We start from the raw sequence: 25,969 nt of genomic DNA, 5'->3' as shown, positions 1-25,969 counted from the left end.
TAACGAGCAAAAACGAGAAATATCGAAATCAAAATGTGTGGTCTGTGTCAATAAAATGAGCGCTTTCGCGCCATAAAGCACATTTTTGCATCAGTACAGGAATGTGAGCTGAATCATTTCATTAACGAATCAGTTAACAATTTAGGGGTATATGACGCGAACACACCAGGACCAGACCTAAAAATGTTGCAAACCGCGATCTGCGCGGTGTGTCGCTGGACACAGGGCGCTGCGCTCCATACAATCGACGGTATATGTCGTGCGCGTTTATGTTAAAGCGTCGCCTTGCAATTCAGGAGAGGTAGCATCATGTCTTTAGAAGTGTTTGAGAAACTGGAATCGAAAGTACAGCAGGCGATTGACACCATCACCCTGCTGCAGATGGAAATTGAAGAGCTGAAAGAGAAGAACAACAGCCTGGCGCAGGAAGTTCAGAACGCTCAGCACGGCCGCGAAGAACTGGAGCGCGAAAACAACCAGCTGCGCGAACAGCAGAACGGCTGGCAGGATCGCCTGCAGGCGCTGCTGGGACGTATGGAAGAGGTTTAATTCTGTCGGAATTTAACTGAAATAGCCGGGTAGGCGTCGCCGCTACCCGGTTTTTTTATGGTTCTCGCTGACTTTTTACTACTCGATATCCAGCGGGTCTTCGGACAGGATAATGCCGGTATTATCGGCGTAGAGATGGTCCCCGGAGAAGAAGGTCACGCCGCCGAAATTGACGCGCACGTCGCTTTCGCCGATGCCGTCACCCGCCGGCCCTACCGGTATGGCCGCGATGGCCTGAATCCCGATATCCAGGTCTTCCAGATCGTCGACCTGACGTACGGAACCGTACACCACAAGGCCTTCCCACTCATTCTGGACGGCAATGCCGGCCAGTTCAGCATCAATTAATGCACGGCGCACGGAACCGCCGCCGTCGACCACAAGAACGCGGCCGCGGCCATTCTGTTCGAGCAGATCGTACAGCAACCCGTTGTCCTCGAAACATTTCACCGTGACGATTTGACCGCCAAACGACGACCTCCCACCAAAGTTGGAGAACAGCGGTTCAACGACGTTGACATCTTCCTGGTAGATGTCACAAAGCTCGGAGGTATCGTATTTCATAGGTTTAACGCTCAGTTGCTGCGAATGTGTTCAGTATATCGTGCGAAATGCGTTGTTGGCAAAATCATCAATTGTTAATTGATATTTGTCAGCTAACGCAGCGTCTGGCTTAAAACAATCCCGATGACGAACAACAGGTTAGTCAGCAACGCGCCTTTTACCGTGCGTTCCAGCATCGGCGGCATGGCGGACGGGCTGAGTTCACGCATCACAAAGCGGGCCTGCTTAATCAGCAGCGGCGCGGCAAGCACAAACAGCCAGCCCCACAGGCTCTGCAAGGAAATCAGGTTAAACAGCGCCAGGCAAACCAGCGCGCCAATGAGCAGGCAGGCGTGATAGCGGCGCGCATTGACCGGCCCCAGACGAACCGCCAGGGTATTTTTGCCGTTCTCCCGATCGCTATCGATGTCGCGCAGGTTGTTGATGTTGAGCACCGCCGTCGCCAGCAGACCACAGGCGGTCGCGGGCAGGAACAGGGCAGGGATCACCGTATGCGCCTGCAGGTACCAGCTTCCCATCACGCTCAGCCAGCCGAAGAACACCAGTACGGAGATGTCCCCGAGCCCAATATAACCGTAAGGACGCGTGCCGACGGTGTAGGTGATGGCCGCGATAATGGCCAGTAAACCCAGCACCAGGAAGCCGATGAAATCGCTGGCGGTCTTAGACGCCACCGTCACCAGCGCCAGGCCGGATATGCAGATCAGCACTACGGTGATAATCAGCGCGCGTTTCATCTGCGCCTGGGTAATCACCCCTTTCTGCATTCCGCGTAGTGGCCCTATGCGGTCCGGCTTGTCGCTGCCTTTTACCGCGTCGCCGTAGTCGTTGGCGAGATTGGAGAGAATTTGCAGCAGGCCGGCGGTAATCAATGCCAGCGCGGCGACCAGCGGATCGAAATACCCCTGCCACCAGGCAAGGGCGGTGCCGACGATAATCGCGGCAAAGGCCAGAGGAAGCGTTTTAGGGCGCAGACTTTCGAGCCACGCCTGAGTACGGCTGATGTCAGTCATAAGTATTTAGCCAATAAAAATGGGGGCATTAGCCCCCATTAAACGTGATGAGAATCCAGTAACCGCGATTATAGGATAAAACGGCTCAGATCTTCATCTGCCACTAACGCATCCAGATGTTTACTCACATATTCTGCGTCAATGGTAACGGTTTGACCGTTAAGGTCGCTCGCGTCGTAAGAGATATCTTCCACCAGGCGTTCCAGCACGGTATGCAGGCGACGCGCGCCGATGTTCTCGGTGGTTTCGTTGACCTGCCATGCGGCCTGGGCAATACGCTTGATACCGTCTTCGGTGAACTCGAGGTTCACGCCTTCGGTCGCCATCAGCGCTTTGTACTGCACGGTAGCAGAGGCGTTTGGCTCGGTCAGGATACGTTCGAAATCTTCGGTGGTCAGCGCCTGCAGCTCAACGCGGATAGGCAGACGCCCCTGCAGTTCGGGGATCAGATCCGACGGGCTGGCAACCTGGAACGCCCCTGAAGCGATAAACAGGATGTGGTCCGTTTTCACCATGCCGTGCTTGGTGGAGACGGTGCAGCCTTCAACCAGCGGCAGCAGGTCGCGCTGAACGCCTTCGCGGGACACGTCCGGGCCGGAGCTGTTGCCGCCGCGCTTACAAATTTTGTCGATTTCGTCGATAAACACGATACCGTGCTGCTCAACCGCGTCGATAGCGTCCTGCTTCAGCTCTTCCGGGTTTACCAGCTTCGCCGCTTCTTCTTCAATCAGCAGCTTCATCGCGTCTTTGATTTTCAGCTTACGCGCTTTCTGCTTCTGGCCGCCCAGGTTCTGGAACATGGACTGCAGCTGGCTGGTCATCTCTTCCATGCCCGGAGGCGCCATGATTTCCACACCCATTGGCGCGGCAGCGAGATCGATCTCAATCTCTTTGTCGTCCAGCTGGCCTTCACGCAGTTTTTTGCGGAATGCCTGGCGCGCCGCGGATGGTTCCGCCTGCTGCTCTGCCTGGCCCCAGTTGTTTTTTGCCGGTGGGATCAGCACGTCGAGAATGCGCTCTTCGGCCATCTCTTCTGCACGGTAGCGGTTTTTCTCGATCGCCTGGACGCGCACCATCTTGATCGCCGAGTCGGTCAGATCGCGGATGATGGAGTCCACTTCTTTACCCACATAGCCCACTTCGGTGAACTTGGTGGCTTCAACTTTGATGAACGGCGCGTTAGCCAGCTTCGCCAGACGACGGGCAATTTCGGTTTTACCGACGCCGGTCGGGCCGATCATCAGAATATTTTTTGGCGTCACTTCGTGGCGCAGCTCTTCGTCAAGCTGCATACGACGCCAGCGGTTACGCAGAGCAATAGCCACGGAACGCTTGGCGTTATCCTGGCCGATAATGTGTTTGTTCAGTTCGCTGACAATTTCGCGTGGGGTCATTTCAGACATGGGAGATCCTTACGCTTTGGAGGTCAATTCTTCGATGGTGTGGTTGTGGTTGGTATAAATGCAGATATCACCTGCAATATCCAACGCCTTCACCGCGATATCACGCGCGTTCATGTCGGTATTCTCCAACAGCGCGCGGGCTGCAGCCTGGGCATAAGGGCCGCCAGAGCCGATGGCAATCAGATCATTTTCCGGCTGAATGACGTCACCGTTACCGGTGATGATCAGCGAGGCGGTTTCATCGGCCACGGCCAGCAGCGCTTCGAGCTTGCGCAGCATGCGGTCAGTACGCCAGTCTTTCGCCAGCTCAACGGCAGCTTTCACCAGATGACCCTGGTGCATTTCCAGTTTGCGTTCAAACAGTTCAAACAGCGTGAAGGCATCCGCCGTGCCGCCTGCAAAACCGGCGATCACTTTGTCGTTGTAGAGACGGCGCACTTTCTTCACGTTGCCTTTCATGACGGTATTACCCAGCGTGGCCTGGCCATCACCGGCGATTACCACATGGCCGTTACGGCGTACACTTACTATTGTTGTCACGAGCAGACCCCCTGGTTACAGAATCGGGAAACAGAAGCCCTGAGCCTGTGCTCAGGGCTGAATTAAATGATAGATGGGGGGGATTTTGGGGGTTTCAACCCCCGGAGGCGAGTCGAATGCAGTTTGTGTGACCGGCGATTTTCAACCGCGAAATGGTGCCATCGGCATTTTCTTTGCCTTTGACCGGACCAATCACCACGCGATTCCAGCCGTTATTGGTGGTAATACGCGAATCAAACCCTTCAAAGGCCAGCTGCGCGCGCACCGTTTCCGCCTGCTCTGCGCCTTTGAACGAACCGCACTGTACCATCCAGCGGCGCTCGTCTTTTTTCTCTGCCGTCTGCTTCGGCGCTTCGGTCTCTTTGGTCACCGGCGCGGCCTGCTGCGTTTTCGGCTGCTGCGCGGTGGTATGCGCTGGCGTCTGGAGCAGATCCTGATACGGCTGAGCCGCCTGTTTCTGCGGCTGCGTTTTCGGCTGCTGCTGGACAGGCTGAGACTGCGCCGTACGCGTCTGCTGCTGGTATGGCTGTTCCGTTACCCGCGGCTGTGCTTTCGGCTGCTGCACCGGCTGGGTTTGCGCCCACTGCTGCTGCTGCTGCTGGATCTGCTGTTGCGCCTGACGTCGCTGCAGCGTTTGCTGGCGCTGTGCCGGCGTCTGCTCATTCCAAGGCACTTCGTTCAGCTGCGTAGGCTGCTGGCGCATATCGGCCTGCATTTGTGCCAGCAGCTGGCGCTGTTCATCCGTCAGCTGATTCGCATTCTGCACTTCACCACCCGCAGAAGGTTCGGTTGGCGCACGCACCCCGGGCTGACGGCTTTCCAGCTCTTTGATATAGCGCCAGCGCTCTTCAGGCTTCGGAGGAAGGCCATTTCCGGCAACTTTACTGGCCTGAAGCGCCTCAGACTCTTCTTTTTTATGGTGCGTGATGAAGTACAGGCCACCAATAAAGGCGACGACTACAGCCGCAGCAATAGCGACCATTGCTGGCGAGACAGCAGGCAGGTTACGTTGCTTTTTCCTTGAGCTACTCTTTTTGCGTCGCGAAGGTGCCGGCTGGCCGCGACGTACATAATCTCGTTGTGCCACTATCGTTTCGCTGTATTTATTCGTTCGTCAGTCCGCCATGTTACTTAAGCGGCGGGGCTTTGACCAGATAAGGGTATCCGAAAGACGTTTACTTTAAGTCAATGCCTGGGTAGTGCCGCGGACAATCAGTTCACAGTCCAGCAACCGCGAGCCGCTGCTAACTGTTTGACCGTGAAGCTGATCCAGCAGAAGCAGCATCGCTTCGCGGCCGATTTGGTAGCGCGGCTGAGCGACCGTTGAGAGCGGCGGATCGCAAAATTCTGAAAGCGAAATATTGTCGAATCCGATGATCGATAAATCTTTCGGTATCCGCAGGCCGCGGCGTTTGGCGTACGATAATGCGCCCAGCGCCATCACGTCGCTGTGACAAAATACGGCGGTTGGCGGTTCAGGCAGGTCCAGAAGTTTCTCCAGCGCTTGTCCACCCGCGGCGAAGGTAAAGTCACCGCGCGCAATGTAGTGCGGATCGACGGTGACGCCGGTACGGCGCAGCGCCTGCACATAGCCCTGTAAGCGATAGTGACACAGCGGCATCTCTTCCGGTCCGGCAATACAGCCAATGCGCTTATGCCCCAGCTCCTGAAGATAGTTTACGGCGTTGAACGCGGCGGTGAGGTTATCAATGTGGACCGTCGGAAGCTCCAGCTCCGGCGCAAACTCGTTCGCCATCACCATCGGCGGTAAATTACGCTGCTCTTCAATGCTGGCATCAAACGGCAGGCGAGAGCCAAGCAGCAGCATGCCGTCGATCTGCTTGGTGATAATGAGATCGATGAAGGTTTTTTCCTGCTGGTTCTGATGAGCACAGTCGCCAATCAGCACCAGGTAACCCTGTTCCGCTGCGGTGACTTCAATACCGCGGATAATCTCGCTGAAGAAGGGGTCACAGATGTCCGGCACAATCACCAGAATGGTGCGCGACTCATTGCGTTTAACGTTACGCCCCATTGCCTGTGGGAAATAGCCCACTTCAAGCGCAGCCTGCTCTACCCGGTTACGGGTCGCCTGGGAGACTTTATCCGGGTTCATTAATGCGCGGGATACCGTTGCCGTAGAGACTTGTGCTTTCTGGGCAACGTCTTTCATGGTCGCCGGTGCAACCTCTTTCCTGGACTTCAACGTCTTCTCCTCGCCTGAACACCGAACTTCTGACATCACCATTTTTACAGATAGTTAATGGAATCGGTTACAGAATTTTCATAAAAAGTGTGAGGAGCGTTAAATTTTTCGATCCGTCTTCAGCCTTCGATGGGATCGACGTCCAGTACCCACTTCACTTTTCGCGCTTCTGGCAGCGTGTTGATGAGCGCCAGCATGCCGCTGACGATATGCTGCAGACGAACGCGTGAGGGGTGCTGAAGTAAGATTTGCCAGCGGAAACGTCCGCCGCGCTTTGGTGCGAGTGCCGGCACCGGGCCCAGGATCCACAGCTGATTATCCACCAGCGGGCTGGCCTGCAGGAGATTTCTCAGCTGCTGCAGGAAAAGCGGCGCCTGCTGGTTGTTGTGATCTTCCGCGCGGATGATGACGTGGCTGGTCCACGGTGGCAGCTGCATGGTCTGGCGTTCGGCCAGCGCCTGCTCGGCAAAGGCGTCATAGCCTTTATGCAGCAGGGTTTGCAGCAGCGGATGCTCAGGATGGTGCGTTTGCAGCACCACTTCGCCCTGTTTACCGGCGCGACCGGCACGCCCTGCCACCTGGGTATAAAGCTGGGCGAAGCGCTCGGCGGAGCGGAAATCTGCCGAGAACAGCGCGCCGTCTACGTCCAGCAGGGCAACCAGCGTGACGTCCGGGAAGTGGTGGCCTTTGGCCAGCATCTGCGTGCCAATCAGAATGCGTGCGCCGCCGCGATGCACTTCCGCCAGCTGCTGTTCCAGCGCGCCCTTGCGGCTGGTGGTGTCCCGGTCGATACGAGAAATCGGCACGTCCGGGAAGAGGGGGCTAAGCGCCTGTTCCAGCTGTTCCGTCCCCAGACCGACCGGCACGATATGCGTTGAGCCACACGACGGGCACTGGCGCGGCACCGGGCGCTGGCTGTCGCAGTGGTGGCAGCGCAAATGCCGCTGGGCCTGATGGAAGGTGTAGTAGTGGTCGCAGCGCGGGCACTCGGCAATCCAGCCGCAGTCGTGGCACAGCAGCGCGGGCGCGAAACCGCGTCGGTTAAGGAACAGAATGACCTGGTTCCCCGCTTGCAGGTGCTGGCGCATACGGGTAATCAATGCCGGCGCAAGCCCGGCCTGAACCTGCTGGCCTTTCAGATCCAGCACGTGCTGAATGGCCGGACGGGCATTCCCCGCGCGACGCGTCAGGCGCAGCATATGGTATTTACGCTGGCGCACGTTGTGCAGCGTTTCGAGCGCAGGCGTGGCGGAGCCGAGAATAATAGGAATCTGCTCACTGTGCGCGCGATAAACCGCCAGGTCGCGGGCGTGATAGCGCCAGCCTTCCTGCTGTTTATAGGAGCTGTCGTGCTCTTCGTCGATCACGATAACGCCAAGATTTTTAAACGGCGTAAACAGCGACGAGCGGGTGCCGATCACAATCGCCGCTTCGCCATTTTTCGCTTTCAGCCAGGCGCTGAGGCGTTCGCTGTCGTTCAGGCCGGAGTGCAGCACCTCAACCGGCGCGTTAAAGCGCTCGCGGAATCGGGCGATGGTTTGCGGCGTCAGGCCAATTTCCGGCACCATCACCAGCGCCTGTTTGCCCTGCGCGAGCACGTTTTCCAGCACGCTCAGGTAGACTTCGGTCTTGCCGGAACCTGTGACCCCCGCCAGCAGCCAGGCAGAGAAATGATCGGAGGCGCTATGAATCGCGCCCACGGCGGTGGCCTGCTCGGTATTCAAACGCAGGCGATCCCCTGAAACGGAGAAGCTCTCCCGCCAGTCGTAAAGAGCGGGGGCTTCGCTGGCCAGTTCGCTTAGCCCTTTTTTTCTTAAGGCCTGTAGCGCCGTTTCGCTGACCTCAAGCTCTTCGACCTGATGTCGCCAGATTTTTCCCTGACGCAACGCCGCCAGCGCCTGCTGCTGTTTCTGCGATCGCTTCAGGCTGTTGATGTCCACCGCCTGACCCTGCTCGGTAGCAAACCAGTACCACATTGGCGCATGGCTGGCGCTCTTGCCCTGGCGCAGCATGATCGGCAGGGCGTGAAACAGAACGTCGCCAATCGGGTGATGATAATAATCCGCCGCCCACAGCAGCAGTCGCCAGGTGCTGGTGGAGTAAACCGGCTCGCTGTCCAGCACCTCAACGACCGACTTCAGTTCGTTAAGCGGCAATTCGCTTTTATCGCTGACGGAGACAACGATCCCCACGCGCTGCTGTTTGCCAAACGGCACGGTCACGCGGCAGCCCGCTTTGGCGCTCATGCTGTCGGGCAGCAGATAGTCAAAGGTACGGGGAAGCGGAACGGGCAGGGCAACGTGAGCGACGGGCATCGAATCTTCCTGACTTGAAAAGTGGCGCGTTAGTATACACATTAGTAAAAGCGGCGTGCGGATCAGTTTGCATACGTTGGTCAAATTCTGTATGATTCGCCGCCTTTGGTGTACTTTACGCCAAAGAACTTACAATCAACATCGCGTGGTGTCTGGCGTTAGGGCTGGAAGAGCGACGCGGCCTTAACTGAGGTTCTCCCATGAAAAAAGATATTCACCCGAAATACGAAATGATTACTGCAAACTGTTCTTGCGGTAACTCTATCCAGATCCGCTCTACCGTGGGTCACGATCTGAACCTGGACGTGTGCGGCAAATGCCACCCGTTCTACACTGGTAAGCAGCGTGACGTTGCAACCGGTGGCCGTGTTGACCGCTTCAACAAGCGTTTCAGCATCCCGGGCGCTAAATAAGTTTCCCGAAAAAAAGGCACCGCAAGGTGCCTTTTTTGTATCCGCTTCTCAGTATTCCCACGTATCCGGGTCAATACCCAGTTCACGCATGATCACCTTCGCCTCTTCCGGGATTTCATCACTGCGCTCTTTGCGCAGATCTTCATCGTTCGGCAACGGTTGACCGGTAAACGCATGCAGAAACGCTTCGCACAGCAGTTCGCTGTTGGTCGCGTGGCGCAGGTTGTTCACCTGACGACGCGTACGTTCATCGGTGAGGATCTTCAACACCTTCAGAGGAATGGAAACCGTAATTTTCTTTACTTGCTCACTCTTCTTACCGTGCTCAGCGTATGGGCTGATATATTCGCCGCTCCATTCAGCCATGAGATACCTTTAATCCTCTCAGTCATTTATTTAAAGGTGCAAAACCTGTAACCACCCGTTTTGAACCGCAATCTTGTCTAGTTTACCGTAGAGACGATACCGTGGCACGGATATTGCCGCTGCAGCGTGCACTAAAGCATATAATTTTAACGGCTATTTGCGCATTGCTCAATCTATACGCAAAGAAGTTTAGATGTCCAGATGTATTGACGTCCATACTTTCAATGTTTACTCTGGTGCCTGACTTTTCACCTCATTCGCCAGGAAGCCCTCACCATGACGCGTAAACAGGCCACTATTGCAGTGCGTAGCGGATTAAATGATGACGAGCAGTACGGCTGCGTTGTCCCGCCGATTCATCTTTCCAGTACCTATAATTTCACCGGATTTAATGAACCCCGCGCGCATGATTATTCGCGTCGTGGCAACCCTACGCGTGACGTGACCCAGCGCGCGCTGGCCGAGCTGGAAGGTGGCGCAGGTGCAGTATTAACCAATACAGGGATGTCCGCCATTCACCTGGTGACTACGGTGTTCCTGAAACCGGGCGATCTTCTGGTAGCGCCGCACGACTGCTACGGCGGCAGCTATCGCCTGTTTGACAGCCTGGCGAAACGCGGCTGCTATCGCGTGCTGTTTGTCGATCAAAACGACGAACAGGCGCTGAAACAGGCTCTGGCAGAGAAACCAAAGCTGGTTCTGGTGGAAAGTCCAAGCAATCCATTGTTGCGCGTTGTCGATATTGCGAAAATTTGTCAGCTCGCAAGGGATGCGGGAGCGATAAGTGTAGTGGATAATACGTTCCTCAGTCCGGCCCTTCAGAACCCACTCGCACTGGGTGCCGATCTGGTATTGCATTCATGCACTAAATATCTGAACGGCCATTCTGATGTTGTGGCGGGCGTGGTGATTGCTAAAGATCCCGACGTTGTCACCGAACTGGCATGGTGGGCTAATAATATTGGCGTCACCGCGGGTGCCTTCGACAGCTATCTGCTGTTGCGCGGCATCCGCACGCTATCGCCGCGCATGGACGTGGCGCAGCGCAATGCCCAGGCGATTGTCGATTTCCTGAAAACCCAACCGCTGGTGAAGAAGCTCTATCACCCGTCGCTGCCGGAAAACCAGGGGCACGAGATTGCCGCGCGTCAGCAGAAAGGGTTTGGCGCGATGTTAAGTTTTGAACTGGACGGTGACGAGCAAACGCTGCGTCGCTTCCTGAGCGGGCTGTCATTGTTTACGCTGGCGGAATCCTTAGGTGGGGTTGAAAGCTTGATCTCCCACGCCGCGACCATGACGCACGCAGGTATGGCACCGGAAGCTCGTGCCGCCGCCGGAATTTCTGAGACGCTGCTGCGTATCTCAACCGGCATTGAAGATTCTGAAGATTTAATTGCCGATCTGGAAAATGCCTTCCGGATCGCAGCCAAGGGGTAATCATGAGTGTGATAGCGCAGGCAGGGGCGAAGGGTCGTCAACTGCACAAGTTTGGTGGTAGTAGTCTTGCTGATGTGAAATGTTACCTGCGCGTTGCAGGCATCATGACGGAATATTCACAGCCGGGTGACATGATGGTTGTCTCGGCGGCGGGCAGCACCACCAACCAGTTGATTAGCTGGCTGAAACTGAGCCAGACCGATCGCCTTTCTGCGCATCAGGTACAACAGTCCTTACGCCGCTACCAGAGCGAGCTGATTGCCGGCCTGCTGCCTGCGGACGTGGCGGACGGGCTGATCGGCGCCTTCACGCATGACCTTGAGCGTCTGGCTGCCCTGCTGGACAGCGGAATTACCGACGCGGTGTATGCCGAAGTGGTGGGCCACGGTGAAGTGTGGTCCGCGCGCCTGATGGCCGCCGTGCTGCAGCACCTGGGCGTGGAAGCGGCCTGGCTCGACGCGCGTGATTTTCTGCGCGCCGAACGCGCCGCGCAGCCGCAGGTGGATGAAGGGTTGTCCTACCCGCTGCTGCAACAGCTGCTGGTGCAGCACCCGGGCAAACGTATTGTCGTCACCGGCTTTATCAGCCGCAGCAACGCGGGCGAAACCGTGCTGCTGGGTCGTAATGGTTCGGACTACTCGGCAACGCAGATTGGTGCCCTGGCGGGCGTCTCCCGCGTCACCATCTGGAGCGACGTGGCCGGTGTGTACAGCGCGGATCCGCGCAAAGTAAAAGATGCCTGCCTGCTGCCGCTGCTGCGTCTCGACGAAGCCAGCGAGCTGGCGCGTCTGGCTGCGCCGGTACTGCATGCGCGCACGCTGCAGCCGGTTTCCGGCAGCGATATCGACCTCCAGCTGCGCTGCAGTTACACCCCGGATCAAGGCTCCACGCGCATTGAGCGCGTGCTGGCGTCCGGTACCGGGGCGCGTATTGTCACCAGCCACGACGACATCTGCCTGATTGAGTTCCAGGTGCCAGCGGGCCAGGACTTCAAGCTGGCGCATAAAGATATCGACACGATCCTGAAACGCGCCCAGGTGCGTCCGTTGGCCGTTGGCGTGCATAACGATCGTCAACTGCTGCAGTTCTGCTACACCGCTGAAGTGGCGGACAGCGCGCTAAAAATTTTGGATGAAGCGGGCCTGCCGGGCGAGCTTCGCCTGCGTCAGGGGCTGGCGCTGGTGGCGATGGTGGGCGCGGGCGTCACCCGTAACCCGCTGCACTGCCACCGCTTCTGGCAGCAGCTGAAAGGCCAGCCGGTGGAGTTCACCTGGCAGTCGGAGGAGGGCATTAGCCTGGTCGCCGTCCTGCGTAAAGGGCCAACCGAGAGCCTGATTCAGGGCCTGCACACCTCCCTGTTCCGCGCGGAAAAGCGCATCGGTCTGGTGCTGTTCGGGAAAGGCAACATCGGCTCCCGCTGGCTGGAGCTGTTTGCCCGCGAACAGGTGACGCTCTCGGCGCGTACCGGATTCGAATTCATTCTTGCGGGCGTGGTGGACAGCCGCCGCAGCCTGCTGAACTACGAAGGGCTGGACGCCAGCCGCGCGCTTGCCTTCTTTAATGATGAAGCCGTAGAGCAGGATGAAGAGTCGCTGTTCCTGTGGATGCGCGCGCACCCGTATGACGATCTGGTGGTCCTGGACGTTACCGCCAGCGAACAGCTTGCGGATCAGTATCTGGATTTCGCCAGCCACGGTTTCCACGTTATTAGTGCGAACAAGCTGGCGGGGGCGAGCAGCACCGATAAATACCGCCAGATCCACGACGCGTTTGAAAAAACGGGGCGCCACTGGCTTTATAACGCCACCGTTGGGGCTGGCCTGCCGGTTAACCACACCGTGCGTGACCTGATTGAAAGCGGCGACAGCATTCTGGCGCTGAGCGGTATCTTCTCCGGCACGCTCTCCTGGCTTTTCCTGCAGTTCGACGGCACCGTACCGTTCACCGACCTGGTGGATCAGGCGTGGCAGCAGGGCTTAACCGAGCCCGATCCGCGCGTTGACCTTTCCGGCAAAGACGTGATGCGTAAGCTGGTGATCCTGGCGCGTGAAGCCGGTTACGACATCGAACCGGATGCCGTACGCGTCGAATCGCTGGTGCCTGCCGGCTGTGAAGAAGGTTCTGTGGATCATTTCTTTGAAAATGGTGAAGAGCTTAACGAGCAGATGGTACAGCGTCTGGAAGCGGCGAACGAGATGGGGCTGGTACTGCGCTATGTGGCGCGTTTCGAGGCCAACGGAAAAGCGCGAGTCGGCGTCGAGGCAGTGCGTCCTGAACATCCGCTGGCGGCGCTGCTGCCGTGCGATAACGTCTTCGCCATCGAAAGCCGCTGGTATCGCGATAACCCGCTGGTGATCCGTGGTCCGGGCGCGGGGCGCGATGTCACCGCTGGAGCCATTCAGTCCGACATCAACCGTCTGGCTAAGCTGCTGTAAAGCCTGAATTTCCCTCTCCCTGTGGGAGAGGGTTAGGGTGAGGGCATCAGACCGCACTCACCCTCATCCTGAATTTCCCTCATATTCCCTGAGCAAACCTCACCGTTATTGTTGATTATTTATGTTGACGTCCCTCCGCTTTTCCGTCATTTTTACATCTGGACGTCTAAACGTATAGAAGTTCACAACACAACAAATAACGACATGCGATTGATAGAGGTAAGGTATGAGCTTTTTTCACGCCAACCAGCGGGAAGCACTGAATCAGAGCCTGGCCGAAGTAAACGGCCAGATTAACGTCTCTTTTGAATTTTTCCCGCCTCGCACCAGTGAAATGGAGCAAACCCTGTGGAGCTCTATCGATCGTCTTAGCAGCCTGAAGCCGAAGTTCGTCTCCGTGACTTACGGTGCTAACTCCGGCGAGCGTGACCGTACGCACAGCATCATTAAAGGCATTAAAGATCGTACCGGTCTGGAAGCGGCGCCGCATCTCACCTGTATCGACGCGACCCGCGACGAGTTACGGGCCATCGCCCAGGATTACTGGAATAACGGCATTCGTCATATCGTCGCTCTGCGCGGTGACCTGCCGCCGGGCAGCGGTAAGCCGGACATGTATGCCGCCGATCTGGTCGCGCTGCTGAAAGACGTGGCCGACTTTGATATCTCCGTTGCCGCTTATCCTGAGGTGCATCCGGAAGCGAAAAGCGCCCAGGCCGATCTGCTGAACCTCAAGCGTAAAGTGGACGCCGGCGCGAACCGCGCCATTACCCAGTTCTTTTTTGATGTGGAAAGCTACCTGCGTTTCCGTGACCGCTGCGTCTCCGCGGGCATCGACGTTGAAATTATCCCGGGTATTCTGCCGGTCTCAAACTTCAAACAGGCTAAGAAATTCGCTGATATGACCAATGTTCGCATTCCGCTGTGGATGTCCAAAATGTACGAAGGGCTGGACGATGACCCGGAAACCCGCAAGCTGGTGGGGGCCAATATCGCGATGGACATGGTGAAAATTTTAAGCCGTGAAGGAGTGAAAGATTTCCACTTCTATACGCTGAACCGCGCGGAGATGAGCTACGCCATTTGCCATACGCTGGGCGTTCGTCCGGCGTAATAAGCACAAAGCCCTCATTTTACGAGGGTTTTTTTGTCACGCGAATAGTTAAAAGGTATTAGCTATCGAATCTGTGGATTAATTCAACTATAACTTATTGCTAGTGGTGTATATCGTAACGGTAACACTGTAAAAGGGAGCATAGCGATGAGCACGTCAGACGAGACCAATAAAGCGGCATCGGTCGGCAAATGCCCGTTCCACCAGGGCGGCGTCGATCACAGCGCGGGGGCAGGTACAGGCAGCCGCGACTGGTGGCCAAAACAACTCCGCATCGATCTTCTTAACCAACATTCCAATCGTTCGAACCCGCTGGGTGAAGACTTCGACTACCGCAAAGAATTCAGCAAACTTGATTACTCCGCCCTTAAAGGCGACCTCAAAGCCCTTTTAACCGACTCTCAACCGTGGTGGCCTGCCGACTGGGGCAGCTATGCGGGCCTGTTTATCCGTATGGCCTGGCACGGCGCGGGTACCTATCGCTCCGTTGACGGACGCGGCGGTGCCGGACGCGGTCAACAGCGCTTTGCGCCGCTGAACTCCTGGCCGGATAACGTGAGCCTGGATAAGGCGCGCCGTCTGCTGTGGCCAATCAAGCAAAAATACGGACAAAAAATTTCCTGGGCCGACCTGTTTATCCTCGCGGGTAACGTGGCGCTGGAGAACTCCGGCTTCCGTACGTTTGGTTTTGGTGCCGGGCGTGAAGACGTCTGGGAACCAGACCTGGACGTGAACTGGGGTGATGAAAAAGCCTGGCTGACCCACCGTGACCCGGAGGCGCTGGCCAAGCGTCCTCTGGCCGCCACCGAAATGGGCCTAATCTACGTTAACCCGGAAGGGCCAAACGCCAGCGGTGAACCGTTGTCTGCTGCGGCGGCAATTCGCGCGACCTTCGGCAACATGGGGATGAACGACGAAGAGACCGTTGCGCTGATCGCGGGCGGCCACACCCTCGGCAAAACCCACGGCGCGGGTGAAGCCACGCACGTCGGGACCGACCCGGAAGCCTCGCCGATTGAAGCGCAGGGCCTGGGCTGGGCCAGCACGCACGGCACGGGCGTTGGCGCAGATGCCATTACCTCCGGTCTGGAAGTCATCTGGTCGCAAACCCCGACCCAGTGGAGCAACTATTTCTTCGAGAACCTGTTCAAATACGAATGGGTGCAGACCCGCAGCCCGGCGGGTGCGATTCAGTTTGAAGCCGTGGATGCGCCGGAAATCATGCCCGATCCGTTCGACCCGTCGAAAAAACGCAAACCTACTATGCTGGTCACCGACCTGACGCTGCGTTTTGATCCGGAATTCGAGAAAATTTCCCGCCGCTTCCTGAACGATCCGCAGGCCTTCAACGAAGCCTTCGCGCGCGCGTGGTACAAGCTGACGCACCGCGATATGGGGCCAAAATCCCGTTACCTTGGCCCGGAAGTGCCGAAAGAAGATCTGATCTGGCAGGACCCGCTGCCGCAGGCGGTGTTCAATCCATCGAAAGAAGACATTGAAAGCCTGAAGGTGGAAATCGCTGCATCTGGCCTCTCCGTGAGCGAACTGATCTCCGTTGCCTGGGCGTCAGCTTCAACCTTCCGCGGCGGCGACAAGCGTGGTGGCGCCAACGGCGCGCGTCTGGCGCTGGCCCCTCAGCGCGACTGGGATGTGAACGCCGCAGCGGTTCGCGCGTTGCCGGCTCTGGAAGCTATCCAGCGCACCACCAACAAAGCCTCTCTGGCGGATATTATCGTGCTGGCGGGCGTGGTGGGTGTTGAGCAGGCGGCGAAAGCGGCAGGCGTTTACGTCAACGTTCCGTTCACGCCGGGCCGCGTCGATGCGCGTCAGGATCAGACGGATATCGAGATGTTTAACCTGCTCGAACCGATTGCCGACGGCTTCCGCAACTACCGTGCGCAGGTGGATGTGTCCACGACGGAGTCACTGCTGATTGATAAAGCCCAGCAGCTGACGCTGACCGCGCCTGAGCTGACGGTGCTGATCGGTGGCCTGCGCGTGCTGGGTGCAAACTTTGATGGCAGCAAGAATGGCGTGTTCACCGTCCGCGAGGGCGTGCTGAGCAACGATTTCTTCGTGAATCTGCTGGACATGAACACGCAGTGGAAGGCGACAGACGAATCTAATGAGCTGTTTGCCGGAAGCGATCGCGCCAGCGGTGAAGTGAAATATACCGCTACCCGCGCCGACCTGGTCTTCGGTTCTAACGCCGTCCTGCGCGCGCTGGCAGAGGTTTACGCCAGCGATGATGCGCATGAGAAGTTCGTCCGCGACTTCGTTGCCGCATGGGCGAAGGTGATGGATCTGGACCGGTTTGATCTGCAGTAACCGTAGTGCCTGGTGGCGCTAACGCTTATCCGGCCTACGGGTAAAAAAATCCCCGCTGATGCGGGGATTTTTATTCACGCTATTTACTCCCACTCCTGCAGGAACCGCTGCCCATACTGGTCAGCCACCAGCAGCGCGGCATACACCTGATCCGGCGTTACGCCGCCGGGCATGTTGTGAATGGTTTCCCCTTTGGCACAGGAGGCTTCGGCGATCAGACGCATTTTGGACGGAATATCCTCTTTGATGTTCAGCTGCGCCAGCGTGATCGGCAGCCCAACGCTGTGACAAAGCGCCGCGACGGTCTCTATTTCTTCTACCGGCGCGTTTTCCAGTACCAGCTGCGTCAGCGTACCAAACGCCACTTTTTCACCGTGATAGAAGTGGTGCGCGTCCGGTACCGCCGTCATTCCGTTATGAATAGCGTGTGCCGCCGCCAGCCCGCCGCTTTCAAAGCCTACGCCGCTGAGATAGGTATTGGCTTCGATAATGCGTTCAAGAGCAGGCGTCACCACATGCTGTTCTGCTGCCAGCATGGCCTTTTCACCCTCTTCAATCAGCGTGTTGTAGCACAGCTCGGCCAGCGCGAGTGCTGCCTGCGTACATTTGCCGCCCGCCATGGTGGTCGCGCCGCTGCGCGAGCAGGCGCGTGCTTCAAACCACGTCGCCAGCGCATCGCCAATCCCGGCGGCAAGCAGACGTGCCGGCGCACCCGCTACCACTTTGGTATCGACGATAACCATGTTCGGGTTGTGCGGCAGCATCAGGTAGCGATCGAACTCACCGCTGTCGGTGTAAATGACGGAAAGGGCGCTGCACGGCGCATCGGTAGAGGCGATTGTTGGCGCAATAGCGACCGGCACATCCATAAAATGGGCCAGCGCTTTGGCGGTATCCAGCGTTTTACCGCCGCCGATACCCAGCACCGCCAGACAGTCGGCGCTGTCGGCCAGTTTTTTCAGTCGATCGATTTCATTTTGTGAACATTCGCCGCCAAACGGCGCGATTTCGGCATGCAGCTCGGCTTTTTTAAAACTCTGACGCAGGGTCTCTTCGGCAAAACCCAGCACAAATTTATCGCCGACAACCAGCCAGCGGTTGGCCAGAGGCTTCAGATAGTCGCCGAGACGGGTAAGCACATCAGCGCCCTGGATATATTTTCCCGGCGATTGAATGATACGGTCCATAACAGTTCTCCCTTAGAGGTTGAGGTTACCAAACGCGTTTTTCCAGTCCTGCTCGAACTTCTCTATGGCTGACTCTACCGCTGGCGTGCCGAGCATTTGTTGCGCTACGTCTAAGGGAAGCGTGATTGCTTCACATCCGGCGAGCAGGCAGTCCAGCGCCTGGCGCGGCGTTTTGAAGCTGGCGGCCAGCACCCTGCTTTCCGGCGCGTGCATTTCCAGCAGGGATTGCAGCTCCTGGACCATGCGAATTCCATCACCGCCCTGAGCATCAACGCGGTTTACATAGGGAGCGACATATTTCGCTCCCGCCAGCGCGGCGAGCAAACCTTGAGCGGCGCTATAAACGGCGGTTCCCAGCGTGGTAATCCCCTCTTTTTTCAGCGCTTTGATTGCGATAAGCCCCTGAGCGGTTACCGGGATTTTCACCACAATGTCCGGGATGGCGTTACTCAGACGTTTGGCCTCCGCCACCATGCCTTCGGCATCGCGGCTCATGGTTTGGGCAAACAGCGTGCCTTCTGGTCCAATGGCTTTTTGCAGACGCGGCAGCACGTCCCAGATGGATTCGCGGCTGGCGGCAACGATGCTCGGGTTGGTGGTGACGCCCGCAATGGGGAGGACGCGCGCCAGGCGTTCAACTTCCGTCACGTTGGCGGTATCCAGGTACAGTTCCATTACTCTTCCTCGTTTCAGAGTTCTAATTCGTGTTGCAGCAGGGAGGCGATGGCCTTTTCTGAGCTGGCGTTGACCAGCGCGCTGCGGAAATCGTCATGCATGATACGGCGGGCCAGGCGGGAGAAAATACGCATATGCTGATCGCCTGCGGCGTGTTTGTTCAGCGTAAGCATGATGATGAACTGTGCTTCTTCATCTCCCCACATGACGGGGGATTTCAGGCGCGCAACGCTGATGGTGGATTGCTCAATATGCTCAGACTTGCTGTGCGGGATAGCAAAGCTAAAGCCGAGCCCGGTGGAGAAGACGGCCTCGCGCGCCCACAGGTCGGCCTCCAGCTTGCGGGGGTAGCGGCAACGTCCGGCAAGCAGCAGGTTATCGGTCATACCTTTCATGACCTCTTCTTTGCTGTTCCAGTCATTGTCCAGCGAAATGCAGCGAGGTGTGACCAGCGGCGTGTCCTGCTGATTCATGCGGAACTGCGCCAGCAGGTGTTCCACTTCAAGCGAAGTGCGACACGCCATGGCCTGGTTCAGCAGCTGGCGGCAGGCGCGGCTATCAAGCTGTGCCAGGCGCGCTTTGGTTGCCGGAATAGCGGGCGACCCCATGCTCAGCTCGTCCAGTCCCAGACCCACCAGCAACGGCAGCACTGAACCTTTTGCGCCCAGCTCTCCGCACAGGCCAATCCATTTCCCCTGGCGATGGACGGCCTGTACCGCATAATCCAGCGCCCTCAGGAAGGCCGGGTTCAGGCTGTTGTAGTGGCGTGTGACTTTGGCGTTGTCGCGGTCGACGGCCAGTAGATACTGCGTCAGGTCATTGCTGCCAATGCTAAAGAAATCAATTTCTTCGCAGCACTGATCGATGATGAACATCACCGAAGGTACTTCCAGCATGATGCCGAGCGGAATTTTTTCATCGAACGGAATGTGTTCAGCCCGGAGCTGCTGTTTCGCTTCTACAAGTTTCTCTTTCACCCACAGGATCTCTTCCATAGAAGAGATCATCGGGATCATGATCTTCAGGCTGCCGTGAGCAGAGGCGCGCAGGATCGCCCGAAGCTGGGTGGTGAAAAGCGCTGCATACTCTTCGTAAATACGTACGGCACGGTAGCCGAGGAACGGGTTGTTTTCGGCCGGGATATTCAGATACGCCACCGGTTTATCGCCGCCGATATCCATGGTGCGCACGATAATGCTGCGCCCGTTTGCGCTTTCCAGCGCCTGGCAGAAAATGTAGTACAGCTCGTTTTCACCGGGCGCGCTGGTACGCTCCATATACAGCATTTCGGTACGAAACAGGCCAACGCCCTCGGCGCCGTTCCCGAATGCTGCCTGCGCTTCCACCGCGTGGGCGATGTTTGCGGCGATCTCAATGCGCAGGTCATCGGCAGTTCTGGCTTCCCGATCGAGCCAGATGCGCTGCTGCTCGCGTAGTGCCTGATGTACCCGTGCTTCCTGGCGGTAGTAGCGTGCCACCGCATCGCTGGCGTTGACCACGACCGCACCGGCATTGCCATCAATAAATACGGGTTTATTGCGCCACTGCAGCAGGCTTTCACTGTCGACGCCAACCAGCGTCGGAATATTAAAGGAACGTGCAAGAATAACGGTGTGCGAGGTTGTTCCACCGCTTTTTAACAGCAGCCCCTTAAGCAAGGTTTTATCGAGCTCCAGGAACTGGCCGGGCGTAAGATCATCCGCCAGACAAACGGTCGGCTGCGTCAGCTGGCCCGGCGCGGGGAAGCGCTGTTCACCGTAGATTTGCTGCAGCAGCTGATAGCAAACATCGCGCACATCCAGCACGCGTTCCTGCAGATAGCTGCTGCTGGAACGAGAGAACGTATCGCAGAAATGGTTAGCTGTGGCGATTGTCGCTTGCGCGCAGCTTAGCCCCTGACTCACGCCCGCAAGCAGATGCTGGCGTAAAGCGGTATCTGTCGCCAGCGATCGATGTGCCTCAAGAATGGCGCTGGCGGTGCTGTCGCTGTCCAGCGCGCGCAGCTCAATGTTTTTCACCAGCAGGGTGAGGCCTTTATCCAGCGCTGACTGCTCTTCTTCCACGTTTTTCGCGTCGGGTAAATCCGTCAGTGCATTGAGATCCAGCGAGGTCAGCAAGGTTAACACGCCCCGGGCGCTGCCGCTGCAAACGGGCAGGGCGCGGAAAAGCGTTGGATTAAGGCGCGTGAGGGATTCTGGCAGCGGATCGCGCTCAATATTGATGGCTTCTGCGAGCGGCGCGTCGCAGTGTGGAAACTCTTCCCGGAGCCATTGTTCCAGCTGTTGATGGGCGCTCTGCTCATCTTCACCGTGGATCACCAGACGACAGGCGTCGCCTGCCAGCGTGTCGGTGCCAATAAGTGCCAGTGCGCTCTTGGCATTTCCTTTTCGGTCAGTGCGCAGGTTATGCCACTCGATCTGTGAGATAAACGTATTGCACAGCGTCTCCACATGACTTGCCGGACGCGCGTGAACCCCGTTGGGTAATTCACAGGTAAATTCCACTACCAGAGCCATACACACTCCTGAAACCAATCTTCATTCATTGGGGAACAGCATACGAGTGTGTTGATGGCGCGCGCCATGTGACAAATCTGCCAAAAGCTGGACAAATGTAATATCAGGTGAAAAGTGAGATTTGACTCACAGGTTGTAGTGGTTTGTCTTAAGCGTACCGTCTATCCGAAATGTCGAGGTGGATCGCATTTTTATTTCGATATTACAAAAATCCAGTAAATGGTCTTTTTGTCTCCTGTCCGCCGCCTTCCTGATTGCCTATTGTTTGCCACAACATCTTTATGGTTTTAGGCCTGGAGCGGCATATGAAAGAGTTGGTGCATATTCTCAAGAACACGCGGCAGCATCTGATGACCGGGGTGTCGCACATGATCCCGTTCGTGGTCGCGGGCGGTATTTTGCTGGCGGTTTCGGTCATGCTGTACGGCAAGGGCGCGGTACCGGATGCCGCAACCGATCCCAACCTCAAAAAGCTATTCGATATTGGCGTGGCGGGGTTAACGCTGATGGTGCCTTTCCTGGCCGCCTATATTGGCTACTCCATTGCCGAGCGCGCCGCGCTTGCTCCCTGCGCGATTGCCGCGTGGGTCGGTAACAGCTTCGGTGCGGGTTTCTTCGGCGCCATTATTGCCGGGATCCTCGGTGGGATTGTGGTCTGGTATCTGAAAAAACTGCCGGTCCCGAAAGTCCTGCGCTCCGTCATGCCTATCTTCATCATCCCTATCATCGGCACCTTTGTTACCGCAGGCATCATGATGTGGGGTCTGGGCGAACCTGTCGGTGCGTTGACGACGGGCTTAACCCAGTGGCTGCAAGGGATGCAGCAGGGCAGCATCGTCGTGTTGGCCGTCATCATGGGGTTGATGCTGGCCTTCGACATGGGCGGCCCGATTAATAAAGTCGCCTATGCCTTCATGCTGATCTGCGTTGCTCAGGGCGTCTACACCGTGGTGGCGATTGCGGCAGTCGGTATCTGTGTGCCACCGCTGGGATTAGGCCTGGCGACGCTGATTAACCGCAAAAACTTTACCGCTGAAGAACGCGAAGCGGGCAAGGCTGCATTAGTGATGGGCTGCGTGGGGGTTACCGAAGGGGCCATTCCTTTCGCCGCTGCAGATCCTCTGCGTGTCATTCCCTCCATCATGCTGGGCTCGGCGTGTGGCGCAGTAACGGCTGCCGTGATGGGGGCGCAATGTTATGCCGGATGGGGCGGGCTTATCGTTCTCCCTGTGGTGGAAGGCAAACTGGGCTACATCGCGGCGGTCGCCGTAGGGGCTGTGGTGACGGCCATTAGCGTCAACGTGCTGAAGAGTATTGCCCGCAAGAATGCAAAACAGGTCGAGGAAAAAGAGGACGACCTGGATCTGGATTTCGAAATTAACTGAGTGAGGAAGAGAACATGGCCCGAATTATCGCAGTAACAGCATGCCCGTCAGGCGTTGCCCATACCTACATGGCGGCCGAAGCGCTAGAAAGCGCAGCTAAAGCCAAAGGCTGGGAAGTGAAGGTTGAAACGCAGGGGTCGATTGGTCTTGAGAACGAGCTGAATGCTGAGGATATCGCCGCAGCGGATATGGTGATCCTGACCAAAGATATCGGCATCAAGTTTGAAGAACGTTTTACCGGGAAAACCATCGTGCGCGTCAACATCAGCGATGCGGTAAAACGCGCCGACGCCATCATGAACAAAATTGATGCCCACCTGGCGCAAACCGCCTGACGCTCTCCCGCCCTTCGGGGCGGGCTCATTTTCCGTTACAGGAGTTCCCTCATGACGAATCGTACCCAGCGTTTGAAAGACGCACTTTTTGCGAGTCCGCGTGAAATCTCGCTTGAGCGTGCTTTGCTCTATACCGCCAGCCATCAGCAGACGGAAGGCGAGCCGGTAATCCTCAGGCGTGCAAAAGCCACGGCGTACATTCTTGACCATGTGAACATCGCGATTCGTGATGAGGAACTGATTGCCGGCAACCGGACCGTTAAACCGCGTGCAGGCATCATGTCTCCTGAGATGGATCCGTACTGGCTGCTTAAGGAGCTGGACCAGTTTGCCACGCGTCCGCAGGACCGCTTTGAAATCAGCGAAGAAGATAAGCAGATCTACCGTGACGCGCTGTATCCCTACTGGGAAAAACGGTCGATGAAGGATTTCATCAACAGCCAGATGACGGATGAGGTGAAAGCCGCTGTGGGGACGCAAATTTTCAGCGTCAACCAGACCGACAAAGGGCAGGGGCATATCATTATTGATTATCCGCGCCTGCTCAATAACGGCCTGGGTGCGCTGGTGGAGGAATTGCGCGAGCACTGCGCCCGCGATGCGCAGAACACGTTCTATGCCGCCGCACTGATTCTGCTGGAAGCCTCCCAGCGTCATATACTGCGCTATGCATCACTGGCTGAAGAGTTGGCTGAAAGCAGTGACGCAGCGCGATGTGAAGAATTACGGAAGATTGCAGAAATCTCGCGCCATAACGCGCAGCATAAGCCGCAAACGTTCTGGCAGGCGTGTCAGCTCTTCTGGTACATGAACGTCATTTTGCAGTATGAATCCAACGCCAGCTCGCTCTCCATCGGGCGCTTTGACCAGTATATGCTGCCCTTTTATCAGGCCTCGCTCTCACAGGGCGAAGCGCCCGCTTTCCTGAAAGAGATTCTGGAATCGCTGTGGGTGAAGTGCAATGACGTGGTGCTTTTACGCTCGACCAGCAGCGCCCGCTATTTTGCCGGATTCCCGACCGGGTATACCGCACTATTGGGCGGCCTGACGGAGAGCGGGCGTAGCGCGGTGAACGTGCTTTCCTTCCTGTGTCTGGATGCTTACCAGAGCGTTCAGCTTCCTCAACCGAACCTCGGCGTACGGGTTAACGAGCTTATCGACCGGCCCTTCCTGCTGAAAACGGCGGAGACGATTCGCCTGGGCACCGGCATCCCGCAGATTTTCAATGATGAAGTGGTGGTGCCTGCCTTCCTCAATCGGGGGGTGTCGCTGGAAGATGCGCGCGACTACGCGGTGGTTGGCTGTGTAGAACTGTCGATTCCGGGTAAAACCTACGGTCTGCACGATATCGCGATGTTTAACCTGCTAAAGGTGATGGAAATCGCGATGCAGGAGAACGAAGGCAACGCAGCGCTGAGTTATGAAGGCCTGCTGGAGCATATTCGCGCCAAAATTAATCACTACATTGCTCTGATGGTCGAGGGGAGCAATATCTGCGATATCGGCCATCGTGACTGGGCTCCGGTGCCGTTGCTCTCTTCTTTTATCAGCGATTGCCTGGCATCAGGGAAAGACATTACCGACGGTGGCGCACGCTATAACTTTTCCGGCGTGCAGGGGATCGGGATAGCGAATTTGAGCGACTCGCTGCACGCCCTGAAAGGGCTGGTGTTTGAACAGCAGCGCTTAAGTTTTGACGAGCTGTTAGCCGTGTTAAACGCTAACTTTGCCACGCCTGAGGGCAAAAAAATCCGCGCCCGGTTGATCAATCGCTTCGAAAAATACGGCAATGATATCGATGATGTCGACAACATCAGCGCTGAACTGCTGCGCCACTACTGTAAAGAGGTCGAAAAATACCGGAACCCGCGCGGCGGGCAGTTCACGCCCGGTTCTTATACCGTATCGGCACACGTACCGCTGGGGGCGGTGGTGGGGGCAACGCCCGATGGCCGTTTTGCCGGGGAGCAACTGGCAGACGGTGGGCTCTCGCCGATGCTGGGGCAAGATATGCAGGGCCCGACGGCGGTACTGAAATCGGTAAGCAAGCTGGATAACTATCTGTTATCTAACGGCACGCTGCTAAACGTTAAATTCACCCCTGCGACGCTGGAAGGCGACGCCGGGCTGCAAAAGCTGGCGGATTTCCTTCGCGCCTTCACGCAGCTTAAATTACAGCATATTCAGTTCAACGTGGTGAATGCGGACACATTACGTGAAGCGCAACAGCGTCCGCAGGATTTTGCCGGGTTGGTGGTGCGCGTTGCCGGATACAGCGCCTTCTTTGTTGAGTTATCGAAGGAGATCCAGGATGACATTATCCGCCGCACAGCGCATCAGCTGTGACGTGGTTGAAACGCGCGTCGACGTGGCGCGTATTTTCAACATCCAGCGCTACTCATTAAATGACGGACGCGGCATCCGTACGGTGGTTTTTTTTAAAGGCTGCCCTCACCGCTGTCCGTGGTGCGCTAATCCGGAGTCGATTTCGCCGAAAATCGAGACGGTGCGTCGGGAGAGTAAATGTCTGCACTGCGCTCCCTGCCTGCGTGAAGCTGAGGAGTGTCCCTCCGGCGCGTTCGAGCACATCGGGCGCGATGTGACCCTGGATGAGCTGGAAAACGAGGTGATGAAAGACGATGTCTTCTTTCGTTCCTCGGGAGGCGGGGTGACGCTTTCGGGCGGGGAAGTGTTGCTGCAGGCGCCTTTCGCGACACAGCTTCTACAGAGGCTGCGTGGTTTCGGCGTGCATACGGCCATCGAAACGGCAGGCGATGCGCCTTTGTCCCGATTAATGCCGCTGGCCCGCCAGTGTGATGAAGTGCTGTTTGATTTGAAGATCATGGACACGGCGCTGGCCCAATCAATTGTGGCAATGAATCTTCCTAGAGTGCTGGATAATTTCCGTCAGCTGGTGGCTGACGGGATAAACGTGATTCCCCGCGTCCCGCTTATTCCTGGCTATACGCTTAACGAAACGAACATGGCGCGCGTGCTGGCTTTCCTGTTACCTTCAGGAATACGGGAGCTGCATTTATTGCCCTTCCATCAGTATGGGGAGCCAAAATACCGTCTGCTGGGACAGGTGTGGGGAATGCGGCAAGCGATCCCGCCGACAGAAGATGAGGTGTCAGCGATGCGTCAACTGGCCGAGTGCGAAGGTTTCAATGTTACCCTGGGAGGCTGAA

21 protein-coding genes are annotated in these 25,969 nt (G+C 57.0%); 10 read left to right on the top strand and 11 right to left on the bottom strand.

The window, feature by feature from the left end; all coding sequences use genetic code 11:
• Positions 1-309 precede the first annotated feature (309 nt).
• Positions 310-549 carry a septal ring assembly protein ZapB gene (zapB, locus tag UTM25_RS11815; protein ID WP_010436935.1) on the top strand — a complete coding sequence of 80 codons (240 nt, stop codon included), beginning with the start codon at positions 310-312 and terminating at the stop codon, positions 547-549.
• 78 nt (positions 550-627) lie between these two features.
• On the opposite strand, the gene rraA is transcribed toward zapB, so the two are convergent.
• From rraA to priA, 7 genes are all read right to left on the bottom strand, one after another.
• Positions 628-1,113 carry a ribonuclease E activity regulator RraA gene (rraA, locus tag UTM25_RS11810; RefSeq protein ID WP_194401812.1) on the bottom strand — a complete coding sequence of 162 codons (486 nt, stop codon included), beginning with the start codon at positions 1,111-1,113 and terminating at the stop codon, positions 628-630.
• Between the two features lie 92 nt (positions 1,114-1,205).
• Positions 1,206-2,126, bottom strand: coding sequence for a 1,4-dihydroxy-2-naphthoate polyprenyltransferase (gene menA, locus UTM25_RS11805; RefSeq protein ID WP_194401813.1), 921 nt, complete (start codon positions 2,124-2,126; stop codon positions 1,206-1,208).
• Positions 2,127-2,194: 68 nt separating this feature from the next.
• Positions 2,195-3,529, bottom strand: a complete 1,335-nt coding sequence (gene hslU, locus UTM25_RS11800) for an HslU--HslV peptidase ATPase subunit (RefSeq protein WP_023309685.1) — start codon at positions 3,527-3,529, stop codon at positions 2,195-2,197.
• Positions 3,530-3,538: 9 nt separating this feature from the next.
• Positions 3,539-4,069: an ATP-dependent protease subunit HslV gene (gene hslV, locus UTM25_RS11795; RefSeq protein ID WP_008501802.1), complete on the bottom strand. Its 531-nt coding sequence runs from the start codon at positions 4,067-4,069 to the stop codon at positions 3,539-3,541.
• Between the two features lie 94 nt (positions 4,070-4,163).
• Positions 4,164-5,156 (bottom strand): cell division protein FtsN, encoded by a 993-nt coding sequence (gene ftsN / locus UTM25_RS11790; protein WP_088544999.1) that lies wholly within the window; start codon positions 5,154-5,156, stop codon positions 4,164-4,166.
• Positions 5,157-5,249: 93 nt separating this feature from the next.
• On the bottom strand, positions 5,250-6,275 hold the full coding sequence (gene cytR / locus UTM25_RS11785; protein ID WP_023309683.1) for a DNA-binding transcriptional regulator CytR: 1,026 nt from the start codon (positions 6,273-6,275) through the stop codon (positions 5,250-5,252).
• A 119-nt stretch (positions 6,276-6,394) separates the two neighbouring features.
• A complete protein-coding gene (priA, locus tag UTM25_RS11780; protein WP_320714798.1) occupies positions 6,395-8,590 on the bottom strand; it encodes a primosomal protein N' in 2,196 nt (731 codons plus the stop codon).
• 200 nt (positions 8,591-8,790) lie between these two features.
• On the opposite strand from priA, the gene rpmE reads away from it, so the two are divergent.
• A complete protein-coding gene (gene rpmE / locus UTM25_RS11775; protein ID WP_003862040.1) occupies positions 8,791-9,003 on the top strand; it encodes a 50S ribosomal protein L31 in 213 nt (70 codons plus the stop codon).
• A 48-nt stretch (positions 9,004-9,051) separates the two neighbouring features.
• Here rpmE and metJ read toward each other — a convergent pair whose 3' ends face one another.
• Positions 9,052-9,369: a met regulon transcriptional regulator MetJ gene (metJ, locus tag UTM25_RS11770; RefSeq protein WP_007369220.1), complete on the bottom strand. Its 318-nt coding sequence runs from the start codon at positions 9,367-9,369 to the stop codon at positions 9,052-9,054.
• 276 nt (positions 9,370-9,645) lie between these two features.
• On the opposite strand from metJ, the gene metB reads away from it, so the two are divergent.
• From metB to katG, 4 genes are all read left to right on the top strand, one after another.
• Complete coding sequence (gene metB / locus UTM25_RS11765; protein ID WP_033146933.1) at positions 9,646-10,806, top strand: cystathionine gamma-synthase; 1,161 nt, start codon at positions 9,646-9,648, stop codon at positions 10,804-10,806.
• Between the two features lie 2 nt (positions 10,807-10,808).
• Positions 10,809-13,241: a bifunctional aspartate kinase/homoserine dehydrogenase II gene (locus UTM25_RS11760; protein WP_029739191.1), complete on the top strand. Its 2,433-nt coding sequence runs from the start codon at positions 10,809-10,811 to the stop codon at positions 13,239-13,241.
• 226 nt (positions 13,242-13,467) lie between these two features.
• The gene (gene metF, locus UTM25_RS11755; protein WP_023309676.1) at positions 13,468-14,355 is read left to right on the top strand and encodes a methylenetetrahydrofolate reductase; all 888 of its coding nucleotides are present in this window, start codon (positions 13,468-13,470) and stop codon (positions 14,353-14,355) included.
• Positions 14,356-14,502: 147 nt separating this feature from the next.
• Complete coding sequence (gene katG, locus UTM25_RS11750; protein ID WP_194401815.1) at positions 14,503-16,683, top strand: catalase/peroxidase HPI; 2,181 nt, start codon at positions 14,503-14,505, stop codon at positions 16,681-16,683.
• Positions 16,684-16,766: 83 nt separating this feature from the next.
• On the opposite strand, the gene gldA is transcribed toward katG, so the two are convergent.
• From gldA to ptsP, 3 genes are read right to left on the bottom strand one after another with little or no spacing between them, the layout of a single operon-like run.
• Positions 16,767-17,870, bottom strand: a complete 1,104-nt coding sequence (gene gldA / locus UTM25_RS11745; RefSeq protein ID WP_194401816.1) for a bifunctional L-1,2-propanediol dehydrogenase/glycerol dehydrogenase — start codon at positions 17,868-17,870, stop codon at positions 16,767-16,769.
• A gap of 12 nt (positions 17,871-17,882) precedes the next feature.
• Positions 17,883-18,545, bottom strand: a complete 663-nt coding sequence (fsa, locus tag UTM25_RS11740; RefSeq protein ID WP_194401817.1) for a fructose-6-phosphate aldolase — start codon at positions 18,543-18,545, stop codon at positions 17,883-17,885.
• Positions 18,546-18,559: 14 nt separating this feature from the next.
• The gene (gene ptsP, locus UTM25_RS11735; protein WP_194401818.1) at positions 18,560-21,061 is read right to left on the bottom strand and encodes a phosphoenolpyruvate--protein phosphotransferase; all 2,502 of its coding nucleotides are present in this window, start codon (positions 21,059-21,061) and stop codon (positions 18,560-18,562) included.
• A 305-nt stretch (positions 21,062-21,366) separates the two neighbouring features.
• On the opposite strand from ptsP, the gene UTM25_RS11730 reads away from it, so the two are divergent.
• The 4 genes from UTM25_RS11730 to UTM25_RS11715 are packed head-to-tail and all read left to right on the top strand — an operon-like array spanning position 21,367 to position 25,968.
• A complete protein-coding gene (locus tag UTM25_RS11730) occupies positions 21,367-22,446 on the top strand; it encodes a PTS fructose transporter subunit EIIC (RefSeq protein WP_194401819.1) in 1,080 nt (359 codons plus the stop codon).
• Between the two features lie 14 nt (positions 22,447-22,460).
• Positions 22,461-22,781 (top strand): PTS fructose-like transporter subunit IIB, encoded by a 321-nt coding sequence (locus UTM25_RS11725; protein ID WP_024909180.1) that lies wholly within the window; start codon positions 22,461-22,463, stop codon positions 22,779-22,781.
• 51 nt (positions 22,782-22,832) lie between these two features.
• Complete coding sequence (locus UTM25_RS11720) at positions 22,833-25,127, top strand: formate C-acetyltransferase (RefSeq protein WP_194401820.1); 2,295 nt, start codon at positions 22,833-22,835, stop codon at positions 25,125-25,127.
• Complete coding sequence (locus UTM25_RS11715; RefSeq protein ID WP_194401821.1) at positions 25,093-25,968, top strand: [formate-C-acetyltransferase]-activating enzyme; 876 nt, start codon at positions 25,093-25,095, stop codon at positions 25,966-25,968. Before UTM25_RS11720 ends, UTM25_RS11715 begins: the two co-directional genes overlap by 35 nt.
• Position 25,969: the final 1 nt, after the last annotated feature.

The sequence above is a fragment of the Enterobacter sp. 61D5 genome (genome assembly GCF_034107965.1).
GTDB classification, from domain to species: domain Bacteria; phylum Pseudomonadota; class Gammaproteobacteria; order Enterobacterales; family Enterobacteriaceae; genus Enterobacter; species Enterobacter cloacae_M.
This window is presented reverse-complemented; position numbering and strand designations above follow the sequence as displayed.

What these genes read in the sequence shown, in the direction of transcription:
- priA (WP_320714798.1), bottom strand. Translation starts at nt 8,590, where the DNA reads ATGCCCGTCGCTCACGTTGCCCTGCCCGTTCCGCTTCCCCGTACCTTT.
- katG (WP_194401815.1), top strand. Translation starts at nt 14,503, where the DNA reads ATGAGCACGTCAGACGAGACCAATAAAGCGGCATCGGTCGGCAAATGC.
- hslU (WP_023309685.1), bottom strand. Translation starts at nt 3,529, where the DNA reads ATGTCTGAAATGACCCCACGCGAAATTGTCAGCGAACTGAACAAACAC.
- UTM25_RS11730 (WP_194401819.1), top strand. Translation starts at nt 21,367, where the DNA reads ATGAAAGAGTTGGTGCATATTCTCAAGAACACGCGGCAGCATCTGATG.
- metJ (WP_007369220.1), bottom strand. Translation starts at nt 9,369, where the DNA reads ATGGCTGAATGGAGCGGCGAATATATCAGCCCATACGCTGAGCACGGT.
- metB (WP_033146933.1), top strand. Translation starts at nt 9,646, where the DNA reads ATGACGCGTAAACAGGCCACTATTGCAGTGCGTAGCGGATTAAATGAT.
- UTM25_RS11715 (WP_194401821.1), top strand. Translation starts at nt 25,093, where the DNA reads ATGACATTATCCGCCGCACAGCGCATCAGCTGTGACGTGGTTGAAACG.
- rraA (WP_194401812.1), bottom strand. Translation starts at nt 1,113, where the DNA reads ATGAAATACGATACCTCCGAGCTTTGTGACATCTACCAGGAAGATGTC.
- UTM25_RS11720 (WP_194401820.1), top strand. Translation starts at nt 22,833, where the DNA reads ATGACGAATCGTACCCAGCGTTTGAAAGACGCACTTTTTGCGAGTCCG.
- menA (WP_194401813.1), bottom strand. Translation starts at nt 2,126, where the DNA reads ATGACTGACATCAGCCGTACTCAGGCGTGGCTCGAAAGTCTGCGCCCT.
- fsa (WP_194401817.1), bottom strand. Translation starts at nt 18,545, where the DNA reads ATGGAACTGTACCTGGATACCGCCAACGTGACGGAAGTTGAACGCCTG.
- zapB (WP_010436935.1), top strand. Translation starts at nt 310, where the DNA reads ATGTCTTTAGAAGTGTTTGAGAAACTGGAATCGAAAGTACAGCAGGCG.
- rpmE (WP_003862040.1), top strand. Translation starts at nt 8,791, where the DNA reads ATGAAAAAAGATATTCACCCGAAATACGAAATGATTACTGCAAACTGT.
- ptsP (WP_194401818.1), bottom strand. Translation starts at nt 21,061, where the DNA reads ATGGCTCTGGTAGTGGAATTTACCTGTGAATTACCCAACGGGGTTCAC.
- metF (WP_023309676.1), top strand. Translation starts at nt 13,468, where the DNA reads ATGAGCTTTTTTCACGCCAACCAGCGGGAAGCACTGAATCAGAGCCTG.
- gldA (WP_194401816.1), bottom strand. Translation starts at nt 17,870, where the DNA reads ATGGACCGTATCATTCAATCGCCGGGAAAATATATCCAGGGCGCTGAT.
- UTM25_RS11725 (WP_024909180.1), top strand. Translation starts at nt 22,461, where the DNA reads ATGGCCCGAATTATCGCAGTAACAGCATGCCCGTCAGGCGTTGCCCAT.
- UTM25_RS11760 (WP_029739191.1), top strand. Translation starts at nt 10,809, where the DNA reads ATGAGTGTGATAGCGCAGGCAGGGGCGAAGGGTCGTCAACTGCACAAG.